Below are 14,564 nucleotides of genomic sequence, written 5' to 3' on the forward strand. Positions count from 1 at the left end.
CTGCAGGTCAGGCCGCGTCGCTGAAATCGTATTGCAATTCATTATCCCGAGCGCTGATCCGTACGCCGGCCAAGGCTTTGCCTTCAAGCATGCGGGTCAGGAACTCGCGGCTCATGTCCGGCAGCAGGCTGTTGGTCAGCATGGTATCGATCATGCGCCCGCCGCTTTCGGTTTCGGTGCAACGCGAGACGATCAGGTCGATCACCGCGTCGTCGTAGTCGAAGGCCACTTTGTGGGTGCTCTCCACGCGCTTCTTGATGCGGTTGAGTTGCAGGCGGGTGATGGCCTTGAGCATCTCGTCGCTGAGCGGGTAGTACGGAATCGTCACCAGGCGTCCGAGCAATGCCGGCGGGAAGATCTCCAGCAGCGGCTGGCGCAGGGCCTTGGCGATTTCTTCCGGCTCGGGCACGTTCTGCGGGTCCTTGCAGACCTGGGCAATCAACTCGGTGCCGGCGTTGGTGGTCAGCAGGATCAAGGTGTTCTTGAAGTCGATCACCCGGCCTTCGCCGTCCTCCATCACGCCTTTGTCGAACACTTGGAAGAAAATCTCGTGGACGTCCGGGTGAGCTTTTTCCACCTCGTCCAGCAGCACCACGCTGTACGGTTTGCGCCGCACGGCTTCGGTCAGCACGCCGCCTTCGCCGTAGCCGATGTAACCCGGTGGCGCGCCCTTGAGGGTGGATACGGTGTGGGCTTCCTGGAACTCGCTCATGTTGATGGTGATGACGTTCTGCTCGCCGCCGTACATGGCTTCGGCCAGGGCCAGGGCGGTTTCGGTCTTGCCCACGCCGGAGGTGCCGGCGAGCATGAACACGCCAATGGGCTTGCTCGGGTTGTCGAGGCCGGCGCGGGAGGTCTGGATGCGCTTGGCGATCATCTGCAAGGCGTGATCCTGGCCGATGATGCGTTTTTTCAGGTGCTGGTCGAGGTTGAGCACGGTTTCCAGTTCGTTGCGGGCCATGCGGCCCACCGGGATACCGGTCCAGTCGGCGACCACCGAGGCCACGGCCTGGTAATCCACGGTCGGCAGGATCAGCGGGGTTTCGCCTTGCAGGGCGGTCAGGCGCTGTTGCAGGTCCACCAGTTTCTCGCGCAGTTGGTGGCTTTCGTTGTCAGAAGCTTCGCTGTTGTCTTCGCTGTCCACCACGCCGACGCGTTCGCGCAGGGTGGCGCGGGTTTCCAGCAACTCGTCCACCAGGGTTTTCTCTTCGGCCCAGCGGCTTTCCAGTTCGGCCAGGCGTTCACGCTCGGCGCTCAACAGGCTTTCGCTGTGGGTCTGGCGAGTGCCGATGACCACGCCAATCGCGTGCTCACGGGCGATGATCTGCAGTTCGGTTTCCAGGGCTTCGATGCGCCGACGGCTGTCGTCCACTTCGGCCGGCACGGCGTGCAGGCTGATGGCGACGCGGGCGCAGGCGGTGTCCAGCAGGCTTACGGATTTGTCCGGCAGCTGGCGCGCGGGAATGTAGCGGTGGGACAGCTTGACCGAGGCTTCCAGGGCTTCGTCGAGGATCTGCACCTGGTGGTGTTTTTCCATGGTCGAGGCCACGCCGCGCATCATCAGCAGGGCCTTGTCTTCCGAAGGCTCAGCCACTTGCACCACTTGGAAACGCCGGGTCAGGGCCGGGTCTTTTTCGATGTGCTTCTTGTACTCGGCCCAGGTCGTGGCGGCCACGGTGCGCAAGGTGCCGCGGGCCAGGGCCGGCTTGAGCAGGTTGGCCGCATCGCCCGTGCCGGCGGCGCCACCGGCACCCACCAGGGTGTGGGCTTCGTCGATGAACAGAATGATCGGCTTGGGCGAGGCCTGGACGTCTTCGATGACCTGGCGCAGGCGCTGTTCGAATTCACCTTTCATGCTCGCGCCGGCCTGCAACAGGCCCACGTCGAGGCTGCGCAGTTCCACGTCCTTGAGGGCCGGCGGCACGTCGCCGGCGACGATGCGCAGGGCAAAGCCTTCGACCACGGCGGTCTTGCCCACGCCGGCTTCGCCGGTGAGGATCGGGTTGTTCTGCCGGCGGCGCATGAGGATGTCCACCAGTTGGCGGATCTCTTCGTCACGGCCGACGATGGGGTCGAGCTTGCCGCTGCGGGCCTGCTCGGTGAGGTCGACGGTAAAGCGCTTGAGGGCTTCCTGCTTGCCCATGGCGGCTGGGGCCATGGCGCCGCTGGCTTCGCCCGGCACGGCGCCGGCATTGAAGCCGTCGCTGGCGGTCAGGGCGTTTTCCGGCGAGTCGCCGACGTATTCGTCAAAGCGCTCGCTCAGGGCTTCGACCTTGACCTTGTCGAACTCCGACGACAGGCCCAGCAGCGCGTGGCGCAGGCTTGGGGTCTTGAGGATGCCCAGCACCAGGTAACCGGTGCGCACCTGGCTCTCGCCGAACATCAGGCTGCCGTAGACCCAGCCGCGTTCCACCGCTTCTTCCACATGGGAGGACAGGTCGGTGATCGACGTCGAACCCCGTGGCAGACGGTCCAGTGCTTCGGTCAGGTCACGGGCCAGGCGCGCCGGCTCAATGTTGAACTGGCGGATGATGCGGTGCAGGTCCGAATCCTGCAGTTGCAGCAACTGATGAAACCAGTGGGCCAGTTCCACATAGGGGTTACCGCGCAGCTTGCAGAACACGGTGGCGGCTTCGATGGCTTTGTAGGCCACGCTGTTGAGTTTGCCGAACAACGCGGCGCGACTGATTTCACCCATGCTCATGGCTCCTTGAGGTCTGTGAGGTGTTGGCCTGATCGGCGTAGTGCCGGGCCAGTATTAGATCGTTGGCATCTGTTTCGGGGCGTCCCAGCCAGGTGTTGAAACCCAGGCGGAAACGCCCATTGAGTTGTAGCGCCGGGACTTCAGGCTGCTCCAGGACCAGGTTCAAATCCCAGTCCAGTTCATGGCCCAGGTATTCGGCGACCCAGGCCACCAGTTCGTTGAACGGTTGGCTGCCAGGGAGCATGCCCATGTAGTCGACGAGCTTGAGCGGGCCCAGGCGGATGCGGAATTTGTGCTGGCGATCCCAGACGAAACGACCCAGGCAGAAATCCATGCCCAGTTGATGAGCGCTGACACCGACGCGGCTGCGCTCCGGCAGTTCCAGCCATTGGCCGACGTATTCTTCGATCTCCACCGGCAAGCCGAAGTACTCACCGAGAATCGCCTTCAAGCCGTCCGGGTAGCGCGTTTGCGCCGAGAGGTGGCCGCTGTAATGCAGCTTCGCCGTGTCGGGGATCAGCCCCTGATCGAGCAGGCTCGGCATGCCCCGGCCGCTGAGTGCCGCCAGGCGCGCCGACCAATAATCGTCGTCCGGACGATCATGGCTGACGGTTGGCCGTGCTTCGGCCCAGGCCCGGTAGAACAGGCTGAGCAGGCGATGGTGGAACACATCGAGGAAGCGTTTGCTGGTGCTGTCGCCATTGTTGCGCTGGCGTTCGCGCACGTATTCAGTGATGTGCAGCGGCATCGGGCCGTTGGGGCCGCCGAGGCCGAAGAAGAATTGCTCCAGGCGCGCCGGCGTGCCGTCGACGCCCGGTTGTACCGAGGCCAAAGTCGCCGGGGCGAAGGTGCATTCGGCCTGTTGTCCGAGACGCAACGGGTCATCGGCCAGGCGCAGGGAATGGCCCAGGCGCGGCAGCTCGGGGGATTCGCACTCGATGCGCCGCAACGCCTGGAAGAAATCGTATTCCCAGGGTTCCTGGTGCATCGCCTCCAGGGTACTTACAGGGTCGGACGACGTCCGGGCTTGGCTTTCCATCGCATGATCTCGCCGCGTTCGGTGGTACGGATCACCGTCTCGGTAAAACTGTTGATCGACACGTAGCGTGCCAGGAAGCGCTCGAACACTGCGCCGAGCAGGAACACCCCGGTGCCGCGAAACGCGTTTTCATCGAATTCCAGAGTGATCTCCAAGCCACGACCGAACACGATCGGCCCAGGCATCGGCAAGCGCCGGGTGCAGGCCTTGCTGCTGACTTCGCGCAGGCCTTCGATCTGCAATTGCAGCGCCGCGTCATTGCTGTCGCCGTACAGGCGCAGCAGTTCGCGCAGGGCGGCGGCGCCTTGGCCTTGCTCGCTCAGCGACAAGTAGTTCAGCGACAACTGGCTGATCAACCGCCAGGCCTTGGCGTCATGGGCATGGCTGGCCCGTGGACGACTGGGACCTGCCACACAGCGCACGGCGCCGACCGGCGCGCTGTCGGCGAGGGTGAAGTCGGTCTTGCCGTTGCCCACGCTCATGAACAGCGGCAGGTCGCGGTTGGTGCACAAAGCGGTGACGCCCAGTTGGCGCAAGTCGTTGCGATAGGGCGCCTGCTGACTGTCCACCAGGCTGACGAAGGTCTCGCTGCCGACGTAAGTCGAGCGCGGACCATTGCGCCGCTGATCGCTGGACAGCACGCGCGGTTCGCGCCTTACGGTGTAGTAAGCCTGGTCGCGGCCATAGCGGGACGGATCGCGCACCGCATAGAACGGCAGGAACGGCTGCTCCGGCCCGGTGCCATGACCGGTCAGACCGGTCAGCGAATGCACCTCGAAATCCATCGGCCGGGTGCGGTCGGCGATCACGTGGTGTTCGTTGACTCGGTCCGACAAGTGAATGCGGTCCAGGCGCTTGGGAAACAGATTGATCGCCGGGGTGCAGAACGGCAGGAATTGCGAGGCGCCGACGCTGCCTTCCAGGCTCGGATCGTGGCGGTCGAACAGCACGATCAATTCCAGCTCCTGGCCATCGCAGCGCTTGACCGCACGGCCGAGCTGGGTGAAATCGACAAACAGGAAGCGGTGCGGCAGGGCGAAATATTCCTGTAGCAAGCGATAGCCCTGGAACGCCCGCGGCACCACTGGCAGCGCGGCCTCGGCGTCATCGAAGCCCTGGGAGCGCAACGCATCCTGCGGCAGCCGTTCGACCCAATCGCCGCCCGGCTGGCGAGCGAACACCGCGCAGGCGTTACTCAACAGTTGTTCGTAAAGGCGGAACGGTTGTTCGTCAGCGCCGCTCAAGTACAGCGGCAGGTTGTCCAGGGCCAGGCTGTTGAACGGCAGCTCGGCGCCAGTGCGCAGGGTCAGGCGCAGCCCGGCCTTGGCTTTCGGTTCGCTGGCGGCCAGGCGCCCGAGCACGGCGGACGGGTTGCCGAAATACTCGGCCTGGCTGACCTGCAACGGCCACAACGTCACCGCGTGAGCGGTGCGGTACTCGCAGCAGGTCTGTGATTCACGACCCAGGGCGGCGCGCAGGATGGTGTCGCGAGGCAGCGGGAATCCACTGCTCAGCGAGCCTTCGTCCGGGTCGGCCTGCATCTGCACCACGGTCATCGACGGCGTCGGCGCAAGGTAGTGCGGGTAGGCGATTTCCAACAAATTGTGGGTGAAGGTCGGGTATTCGGCGTCGAGCTTGAGCTGCACCCGCGCCGTCAAATAGGCAAAGCCTTCCAGCAGGCGCTCGACGTAGGGGTCGGCGCAGTCCATGCCGGCCAGGGTCAGCCGACTGGCGATCTTCGGGTATTCCTTGGCGAACTCCGCCGCGCTTTCGCGCACGTGGTGCAGTTCCTGGTTGTACAGCTCGAGCAGGCGCGGGTTCATGGCCGTCTCCGCTGGTCGGCGTTGACCACCCGCACGTGACCGGTTTCCAGGTCCAGGTCGGTTTGCAGCATCAGGCGCAGCGGCACCGGCTGGGCCCAGAGGTCGCCTTCGATCTCGAAACTCAAGGCGTTATGGTTCATCTCGGCGGTCGCCCGGGCCCGCACGCGCAGGGTGTGGCGCAGGATGCGCGGCTCGAACGTGGCGATGGCTTGGTGGATCAGGCTTTCCAGCGCGGGAACATCGATGTTCGAAGCACTGTTGCCCGCCAGTGCCGGCAGCCCGAAATTCACCACCGAGGTGCCCGCCGGAGTATGCAGCGTGGCGTCGGCGTCAAGCAAAGACGTGGTGTTGAGCAGCCACGCCAGATCCCGCAGCACCGAGGCTTTCAGCTGGGTCAGGGAGAGCACACGCTTGTCGGCGCTTTCCTTGGGGTTGCTCGGATCGTCGTCGGTCAGCCGGTCCAGCAGGGACGGTTGCAGGCGATCGCGGGTGGCGATTTCGGTTACCAAGTGAAAAGGCCCGTGTAATTCTTCTGGTCACCTGTGCCAGTCATGCAGCTGGCGGTACGAGCGATTATCGAGGGTTCGAGTTGTCCATTGATCTGGCGTATGGCGCGATACTCGGATCGACACTCCTGATTGTTATGGGGGCCAGCAGATACATGGACAACGATGACAATAGGCACCTCACCGAAGGTCTCAACGTGGGGTTTGCCTTGTCGATCGACCCTGAACTGGCAGGGCCAGGCCAAGTCGAGTGGCATCAGGGTCTGGTCGGGTTTGCGCAGCGCGCAGCGCGCCTGGTTGTTCTCCAAAGTCAGCGTTTGCCCGCCCATCGAGACGACATGCTCCACCGGGACGGAGGAGATTGCCGATGGCGATTGCTGCTGGGCACAGGCGGTCAGGCTGGTCAACAGGCAGCCGACCCATATCGCGCAATGGGCCTTGATCATACGAGCTCCCAGAACCAGATCGCTCGGGATCGATAGGCCGGATCGTCATAGCCTAGGGTCAGGCCACGGTTCCAGAGGTCGATATGATCGCCGGTGCGACCTTCCGAGGCTTCTCCCACTTGCTGGAAACAATCCTTGAAGAAAATCAGGCCGGTCTTGTCTTGCAGCTTGCGCCGGTCCGCGGCCGTTCCGCCAAGGATCAACGGGCGGCCCAGATGATGTTTCCACAGCCAATTTGCCAATGACTCGGCCCCACGAGCATGCCCATGGGCACATTTGGGTTCGGTGTAGGTGGACTTGTTGACCTTGATGGTCAGTTCGGTATTGAGCGTGATGCTCATGCGAATCGCGCATTGGTTCGCCCAAGGGCCGTCGCAAGGTTTCGCGTCGGGATGGGTGACCAGCAAATCGGAATAGGCTTTCCACAAATTGATAAACGCAGGCTTGGCCATGACTCAGACACCGGAGGGGAAAGGATTGGTTGCGAGCAAGCACCAAACACCCCCGGCGCGTGGCGCCGGGGGCGTGTTCGATTACACCTTGACGTTCTGACGGATGTTCCAGCCGAACTTGACCGGCCCGCCTTCCTTGGTGCCGTCGGCTTTCTGCGGCTGGTAGTCCACCATCACCTTGGCGAAGTTCAGGGTGACGTTTTCGGTCAGGCGATCATCGCCGCCCGAACCGCCAGTGCTCAGGGACGTGATCAGCACTTCTTCCAGGTTGATGATCATGTACTCGACCTGGCTTTCGCCACCGGCCTTGCGCACGGTCAGCTTGACCTTGTCGACGTGCTTGCCGCTGGCGCAGTGCATCATCAGGTTCGGCGAAGCCTTGTCGACGTACTTGGTCAGCGACAGGTCCTGGATGCTCACCTTGCCCGCACCACCGCCACTGCCAACATGCATGTTGCCGGTCTGGGACATGCCCCAGCTCCAGTTCAGGACGTCGATCTCGTCCTTGTGGGCCTTGTCCATGGACTCGCCCTTGATGTCGCCGATCTTGATGAAAATATCAACAGCCATGTTTTCTCCCTGTGTGGCACTGGCCACTTGATTTGGTGATCGTTCCTACGCTCTGCGTGGTAACGCATCTTGTGACGGTCTGCGTCGCTGGGACGCGGAGCGTCCCGGGCGGTATTCCCACGCAGAGCGTGGGAACGAGCGAGTCAAGGTCGGTGTTATGCGCCCTTGGCCGACGGCAGTTTCGATACCAGGCGCAGCGACACGGTCAGCCCTTCGAGCTGGTAGTGCGGGCGCAGGTAGAACTTGGAGTTGTAGTACCCCGGGTTGCCTTCGACTTCTTCGACGATCACTTCAGCGGCAGCCAATGGATGCTGGGCCTTGGTGGTCTCGGTGGAGTGCGCCGGGTCGCCGTCGACGTAGTTGAGGATCCAGTCCTGCAACCAGCGCTGCATCTCGTCCTTCTCTTTGAAGGAACCGATCTTGTCGCGCACGATGCACTTCAGGTAATGGGCGAAGCGGCAGGTGGCGAACAGGTACGGCAGGCGCGCGGCCAGGTTGGCGTTGGCGGTGGCGTCCGGGTCGTCGTATTCGGCTGGCTTTTGCAACGACTGGGCGCCGATGAACGCGGCGAAGTCGGTGTTTTTCTTGTGCAGCAGCGGCATGAAACCGTTCTTCGCCAGTTCCGCTTCACGGCGGTCCGAAATGGCGATCTCGGTCGGGCACTTCATGTCCACGCCGCCGTCATCGGTCGGGAAGGTGTGGGCCGGCAGGTTCTCTACTTCACCGCCCGACTCCACGCCACGGATGCGCGAGCACCAGCCGAAGTGTTTGAACGAACGGTTGATGTTCACTGCCATCGCGTAGGCAGCGTTGGCCCAGGTGTATTTGGAGCTGTCGGCACCGTCGGTGCTTTCTTCGAAAGCGAAGGCTTCCACCGGGTCGGTCTTGGCGCCGTACGGCAGGCGTGCCAGGAAACGTGGCATGGTCAGGCCGATGTAGCGCGAGTCTTCCGATTCGCGCAGCGAACGCCAGCCGGCGTATTCCGGGGTGGTGAAGATCTTGGTCAGGTCGCGCGGGTTCGACAGTTCCTGCCACGAGCCCATGCCCATCACGGTCGGCGAGGCGGCGGCAATGAATGGTGCGTGCATGGCGGCGCAGACTTTCGACAGCTCGCCCAGCAGTTCCACGTCCGGCGGGGACTGGTCGAAGTAGTAGTCGCCGACCAGGCAGCCGTAAGGCTCGCCGCCGAACTGGCCGTATTCTTCTTCGTACATCTTCTTGAAGATCGGGCTCTGGTCCCACGCGGTGCCCTTGAATTTCTTCAGGGTCTTGTGCAGGTCGGTCTTGGAGACGTTGAGCACGCGAATCTTGAGCTGCTCATCGGTCTCGGTGTTGTTGACCAGGTAGTGCAGGCCACGCCAGGCGCTTTCCAGTTGCTGGAAGTCGGGGTGGTGGATGACTTGGTTGACCTGGGCGGTGAGCTTGGCGTCGATGGCGGCGATGATCGACTCGATCGACTTGATGGCGTCGTTGGACACCAGGTCGGTCTGCGCCAGGGCCTGTTCGGCCAAGGTCCGCACGGCGGTCTCGACCGCTTCGCGGGCGCGCTCGGTCTTGGGTTTGAATTCTTGCATCAACAGCGAGGCGAACTCGCTGGTTTCTTCGGTGGCGCCCAGGTTCTGGGGCTGATTGTCGCGTACCAAATCGTTCATGATCGTTAGTCCTTAAGCCTTGGGCTCAGCGTCGGCGGGCTTCGGCGCGCTCGCCAGGGCTTGCAACAGCGCTGGGTCCTTGATCGCCTTCATGATGATTTCCTCGGCACCGGTCTTGCCGTCCATGTAGGTCAGCAGGTTGGCCAGTTGGGTGCGCGCTTCGAGCAGCTTGTTCAGCGAATCGATCTTGCGAGCCACGGCCGCAGGGCTGAAGTCGTCCATGCTTTCGAAGGTCAGGTCCAGGCTCAGGTTGCCTTCGCCAGTCAGTTCGTTCGGCACGTGGAACGCCACGCGAGGTTGCATGGCCTTGAGGCGCGAGTCGAAATTGTCGACGTCGATCTCGAGGAACTTGCGGTCGGCCACGGGTGCCAGAGGCTCGGCAGGCTTGCCGGCGAGGTCGGCCATCACCCCCATGACGAAGGGCAACTGGACCTTCTTCTCGGCGCCGTAGAGCTCGACGTCGTACTCGATCTGCACTCGAGGCGCGCGGTTGCGCGCGATGAATTTCTGAGAACTTTGCTTCGCCACGTTGCTGCTCCTGGTCGCTTGAGCGACGGTGTTGGCGTCATCGGGGGTACCTATGACGTGACTGCGTGATCCGCTGGCTTTTATTCGCTATCTGGGCCGCGCAGGTTTTCAAATTGACTCATGCCGTCGGGAATCAGGTTGCGCACGATGGCCGCGAAGTCGGCGTGCACCAGATTCTTGGCCCGATTCAACAGCACCGGCAGCGGGCTGGAGGGCTCATGACGGGTGTAGTACGCGAGGATCCGATCCAGGCTGCGCAAGACGTCGTCGCGGTTGTTGATTTCTCCCGGGACGGTACTGCGCGGCGCGCTGGGGGCGCTGGCGTATTCAACCGGCGCGGCGCTGTCTGGTTCGACAGGATCAGCCAAAGCGCCGTCGCCGCTCTGCGGGGCGAACTGACCGAGAATCTGCAAGGCCATTTTCAGCGGCTGTTTCAACGGGCCGAGGTCCACGCCTTGGGCGGAACCGACCTGGTCGCTGACCTGCTGTTCAATGGCTTCGGCGGCGCTGCGGGCTTCCAGCAGGGCGGCGCGGATGACTTCCAACTGCTCGGGATCGCTGTCGAGCAGGGCGCCGGCGAGCTGCTCGGCACCAAGGCTTTCATCGGCAAAACTTTGCAGGCCGCTGGCGTTGGCGGCGGCGCGCAGGCTGACGGCACCAAAGGTCCGGGAGCGGGCCAGGATGCTTTCGCGCAGCAGGCGAATGGTGACGTCCGACGTCAGGCCGGCGAGGGCATTGATGCGCACGGTAGGATCGTTGTCGTCATCAGCATCCAGGCGTGGATGCAGGTCGGCCCAGTATTGCTTGAGCAATTCGCTGATCAACGTCAATACGCGGGCAAGGCCGGGAATGCCTTCCAGGGCCAGGGAGCTTTGCAACAGGAAATGGGTGATGCGCAGGTCTTTGCTGCGTTGCAGCAGGTCCAGGCTTTGCTGCTGGATGCTGCGCCATTCAGGGGGTTCGGCCGGCAGGATCGAGTCGCCCATGCTGCGCTCGGGCTGGCCTCGGGAATCGCGTTCCAGGCGCAAGAAATCCGCGTCATATTCCAAGTCTTCACCGCAAGGCGAATTCGCGGAAACGGCGGCGAGCAACAAAGGCACATCCACTTGGATCGATCTCCCTATCACCCGCTGAAGAAGTCGGGCAGTGCACACGAAAGTTTCGGATGAAACTTCACATGTTCCTTGACGGTAATGGCGCTATAAATGCGCAATGATCTTATAGTGCCATCATGTATATTCAAGAAGTTGTGCATTTTTGGTGTAGTACTTATCCGTTGTCAAGGTAAGCTATTTCGCCGATGTGACAGTTGTGAGGTGCTTAACAACCCGCGCGACTCGCAGGTCTGAGTAGGTACTGATGCAGGTTTTTTGTCACGCAAGCCGGTTAAGATCAGCAATCATGCTGGCAAAAAGCCGTTTCGCGGTGGTTGGCAAGGTTTGTTGGCGCGTTCGTGGCTTAGGCCCGATGTATCGCCGCCGACAAGAAGTATTCAGCAAGGAGGCGAAATGCCGCTGTGTTTGACTATCACTAGTTATCACAAGATTACCCCCGGCCAGTGTTCTGAAAAGACGCTGGACCAGGGAATGATGGCAATTGGCCGTAGTTCCGATAATGACTGGGTATTGCCGGATCCGGAGCGTTTGGTCTCGGGTAAACATTGCGTTATCCAATACAAGGACGGACGTTATTACCTGACCGATAACAGTACTAACGGTGTGGAATTGGTCAAGGCCGGTATTCGCCTGCGCAAAGGAAACAGCGAGCCGCTGCAGGATGGCGAAATAATCCGCATTGGCGACTATGAGATTCAGGCGCGGGTGGACTTCAACCTGCCGGTGACCGACAGCAATCCGTTTGCCGAAGCGCCCAGCAGTTTCGAAGCCTTGATGGGACGCCAGAATGCTCCAGTGAACTCGCCGTCGCCGATGCCCGTGTCCGTGCCCGCGCAATTCCAAGGCGTGTCGGCCATGGACACGCTGCCTGATTTGTTCGACTTCCTTGCCCCGACCAGCGTCCCCCCAGCCCCTCAGCCTGACCATGTGCCGGCCGAGCAGCATGATTTTCGTCCGCCTACACCAGTTCCCCGCCCAAGCCCGCCGCCAGTGGTTGAGCCCGTGGCAATGACGTCTGCTCCAGTGATCCCGGATGACTGGGACCTGTTCAGCGACAAGCCCGCACCGATGCCGGTGGCGCCCATCGCCGTCGCGCCGCAGCCGGTGGTTGAGCCCGTTGCCGTGCCGCCAGCTCCACTGGCTGAAGCCAGCTCGCCAGTCGAGCCTGCGCCTGTGCGCGAAGCGCCGATTACTCCCATTGATGCTCCCCAGCCGGACTTGCTGCAAGCCTTCCTGCGTGGCGCCGGACTGGATCAGTTGCGATTGGACAAGGCCCAGGCCGAAGCGCAGATGGAGAGCATCGGGCGTAGCTATCGGCTGATGGTCGAGGGACTGATCGATGTACTGCGCGCCCGTAGCAGCCTCAAGGGCGAGTTCCGCATCCAGCAGACGATGATCCAGCCGGTGGAAAACAACCCGTTGAAGTTCGCTCCCAATGTCGACGAGGCGCTGCTGTTGCTGTTGCGCCACGGCAACCAGGCGTTCATGGCCCCGGACGTGGCGGTACGCGACAGTTTCGATGATTTGCGTGCCCACCAACTGGCGGTGATGGCCGGCGTGGAAGCGGCGATCAAACACCTGCTGGCGCGTTTCGAGCCGGCGCAGTTGGAGGCGCGCATGGGCAAGCCCGGCGGACTGTCGGGTATTTTCAGCGGTTCGCGACAGGCCCAGTACTGGCAGCAATTCACTGAGCTCTACAGCAACATCTCCCGCGAGGCCCAGGAAGATTTCCAGGACCTGTTCGGTCGTGAATTCAGCCGTGCCTACGAAGAACACAGCACACGACAGCGACGCCCTTGAGCGTCGCCGGGCCAAGACACTTTTCATAACGCACACAACGGATAGCTCAAACGTCATTGAGGACGCAGGATGATTCCCAGGTTTTTACTCGTCGTCGCCACAGCGCTGCTGCTGACGGCGTGCGCCAAGGATGCGGCCGCACCCGAGCCCGAAGAGGCCCAGGCCGATACCGCGGCGGTCGAGCTGCACTTTCACGCCATCTCCGGCCTCAACCCCGGCGCCACTGGCCAGCCGGCACCGGTCCGGGTGCGTATCTTCGAGCTCAAGAATGCCGCGACCTTCGGCCGTGCCGATTATTTCGCCTTGGCCGAACGGGCCCAGGCAACGCTGGGCACCGACCTGATCGACCAGGACGAAGTACTGATCCAGCCCAACCAACAGTTGAGCCTGCAACGCGACCTCGACCCGGCCACCCGTCACATTGGAATACTGGTGGGCTATCGCGAGCTGGACCAGTCGCTGTGGCGCACGGTGATGAATGTCCCGGCGCGCCAATACACCGAATACCAGATCAGCCTCGACGTGCGCGCCGTACGCAGCGCCGTTGTCGTCCCCCCATCCAGCCCTGCCCAATAAGCAATCGGAGCCCCCATGTCCTGGAACAATCGCGTGGTCTGGTCGGAAGGCATGTTCATTGGAACGCAGCACTTCCAGCAGCATGACCGTTACCTGGAAAACCTTATCGACGCTCGCAGCCGTCCATTGTCGGCCGGTGCCTGGGGTTTTTCCGAATTGCTGATCGACCAGGGCCTGTTGGCCCAGGGCAAGCTGGCGATCATTTCGGCACGCGGCCTGTTACCGGATGGCACCCCGTTCAACATTCCCCAGGATGACCTCGCGCCGACGCCGCTGAATGTCGACGACAGCCTGCGCGACGGCGTGGTGTACCTGGCCCTGCCGCTCAAGCGTGCCGGTGCCCGCGACACCGTCGATGAAGGTGAAACCCTCGGTGCCGCGCGCTACGTGAGCCAGGTCTGCGAAGTGCGCGACGACAACGCACCGTTCGAAAACCGTGCGCCGGTGGCCGTGGGTTCACGGGCGCTGCGCTTGTTGACGGCCCAGGATGGCCTCGGCGATTACGCCGCGATTGGCGTGGTGCGCATCAAGGAAAAACGCGCCGATCGCGCCTTGGTGCTCGATGACACTTACATCCCACCGCTGCTCGATGTGGCGGCCTCCAAGCCGCTGACGGCGTTTCGCAGTGAACTGCTGGGCCTGCTGCACCAGCGCGGTGAAGCCCTGGCCGGGCGCGTGGTGGCTTCCGGCGCCGGCGGTGCCTCGGAGATCGCCGATTTCATGCTGTTGCAGCTGGTCAACCGTGCCCAGCCGTTGATTCAACACCTCAGCCAAGTGACGCCGCTGCACCCTGAGCGTTTCTACAGTGAACTGGTGAGCCTGGCCGGGGAGTTCTCGACCTTTACCGCGTCCGGGCGACGACCGCAGCAATACCCGCAATACCAACACGACGACCTGGCGCTGAGCTACGCGCCGGTGATGCAGGCCCTGCGCGAGGCCCTGTCGATGCTGATCGACAGCAGGGCCACGCCGATCCCGATTGTCGAGAAAGCCTACGGCATCCACGTGGCGATGCTGGCCGACAAGACCTTGCTCGACAGCGCCAGCTTCATCCTGGTGGTGCGCGCCGACGTGCCGGCCGAAACCCTGCGCGGCCGCTTCGGCCAGCAGAGCAAGGTGGGTTCGGTGGAACACATCCGCGACCTGGTCAACCTGCAACTGCCGGGCATCGGCCTGCTGCCGTTGCCGGTAGCGCCACGGCAGTTGCCGTACCACGCCGGTTCCACCTACTACGAACTCGACCGGGGCAGCGATCACTGGCAGCAATTGAGCAACTCCGGCGGCTTCGCGTTCCACATCGCCGGCCAGTTCCCGGGGCTGAACCTGGCTTTCTGGGCGATCCGAGGATAAACC

General features: G+C 62.6%; 13 protein-coding genes. 3 read left to right on the top strand and 10 right to left on the bottom strand.

Going from position 1 to position 14,564, the window contains the following annotated elements; genetic code table 11:
- Positions 1 to 7: 7 nt before the first annotated feature.
- From tssH to tssA, 10 genes are all read right to left on the bottom strand, one after another.
- Positions 8 to 2,698, bottom strand: a complete 2,691-nt coding sequence (gene tssH, locus HU762_RS04700; protein WP_186633591.1) for a type VI secretion system ATPase TssH — start codon at positions 2,696 to 2,698, stop codon at positions 8 to 10.
- Entirely contained in the window at positions 2,691 to 3,743 is a 1,053-nt protein-coding gene (tssG, locus tag HU762_RS04705; RefSeq protein ID WP_186633593.1) for a type VI secretion system baseplate subunit TssG, read from the bottom strand. The genes tssH and tssG overlap by 8 nt, the downstream gene beginning before the upstream one ends.
- Positions 3,707 to 5,566 carry a type VI secretion system baseplate subunit TssF gene (gene tssF / locus HU762_RS04710; protein WP_186633596.1) on the bottom strand — a complete coding sequence of 620 codons (1,860 nt, stop codon included), beginning with the start codon at positions 5,564 to 5,566 and terminating at the stop codon, positions 3,707 to 3,709. Before tssF ends, tssG begins: the two co-directional genes overlap by 37 nt.
- Positions 5,563 to 6,075, bottom strand: coding sequence for a type VI secretion system baseplate subunit TssE (gene tssE / locus HU762_RS04715; RefSeq protein WP_186615140.1), 513 nt, complete (start codon positions 6,073 to 6,075; stop codon positions 5,563 to 5,565). The genes tssF and tssE overlap by 4 nt, the downstream gene beginning before the upstream one ends.
- On the bottom strand, positions 6,069 to 6,518 hold the full coding sequence (locus HU762_RS04720) for a hypothetical protein (RefSeq protein ID WP_186633599.1): 450 nt from the start codon (positions 6,516 to 6,518) through the stop codon (positions 6,069 to 6,071). The genes tssE and HU762_RS04720 overlap by 7 nt, the downstream gene beginning before the upstream one ends.
- Complete coding sequence (locus tag HU762_RS04725) at positions 6,515 to 6,970, bottom strand: type VI secretion system amidase effector protein Tae4 (RefSeq protein WP_186633603.1); 456 nt, start codon at positions 6,968 to 6,970, stop codon at positions 6,515 to 6,517. Before HU762_RS04725 ends, HU762_RS04720 begins: the two co-directional genes overlap by 4 nt.
- Before the next feature lie 81 nt (positions 6,971 to 7,051).
- Complete coding sequence (locus HU762_RS04730) at positions 7,052 to 7,540, bottom strand: type VI secretion system tube protein Hcp (protein WP_186633606.1); 489 nt, start codon at positions 7,538 to 7,540, stop codon at positions 7,052 to 7,054.
- A gap of 155 nt (positions 7,541 to 7,695) precedes the next feature.
- Positions 7,696 to 9,192, bottom strand: coding sequence for a type VI secretion system contractile sheath large subunit (gene tssC / locus HU762_RS04735; RefSeq protein WP_186615148.1), 1,497 nt, complete (start codon positions 9,190 to 9,192; stop codon positions 7,696 to 7,698).
- A 12-nt stretch (positions 9,193 to 9,204) separates the two neighbouring features.
- Positions 9,205 to 9,720, bottom strand: coding sequence for a type VI secretion system contractile sheath small subunit (gene tssB, locus HU762_RS04740; RefSeq protein WP_186633609.1), 516 nt, complete (start codon positions 9,718 to 9,720; stop codon positions 9,205 to 9,207).
- Between the two features lie 80 nt (positions 9,721 to 9,800).
- A complete protein-coding gene (gene tssA / locus HU762_RS04745; protein WP_186633612.1) occupies positions 9,801 to 10,826 on the bottom strand; it encodes a type VI secretion system protein TssA in 1,026 nt (341 codons plus the stop codon).
- 402 nt (positions 10,827 to 11,228) lie between these two features.
- On the opposite strand from tssA, the gene tagH reads away from it, so the two are divergent.
- The 3 genes from tagH to tssK all read left to right on the top strand — a co-directional run bounded on the left by tagH (position 11,229) and on the right by tssK (position 14,561).
- A complete protein-coding gene (tagH, locus tag HU762_RS04750) occupies positions 11,229 to 12,635 on the top strand; it encodes a type VI secretion system-associated FHA domain protein TagH (RefSeq protein ID WP_186633615.1) in 1,407 nt (468 codons plus the stop codon).
- Positions 12,636 to 12,704: 69 nt separating this feature from the next.
- A complete protein-coding gene (tssJ, locus tag HU762_RS04755; protein ID WP_186633618.1) occupies positions 12,705 to 13,211 on the top strand; it encodes a type VI secretion system lipoprotein TssJ in 507 nt (168 codons plus the stop codon).
- Between the two features lie 15 nt (positions 13,212 to 13,226).
- The gene (tssK, locus tag HU762_RS04760; protein ID WP_186633621.1) at positions 13,227 to 14,561 is read left to right on the top strand and encodes a type VI secretion system baseplate subunit TssK; all 1,335 of its coding nucleotides are present in this window, start codon (positions 13,227 to 13,229) and stop codon (positions 14,559 to 14,561) included.
- Positions 14,562 to 14,564: the final 3 nt, after the last annotated feature.

Source organism: Pseudomonas sp. SWRI92 (assembly GCF_014268685.1).
Classification (GTDB): Bacteria; Pseudomonadota; Gammaproteobacteria; order Pseudomonadales; family Pseudomonadaceae; genus Aquipseudomonas; species Aquipseudomonas marvdashtae.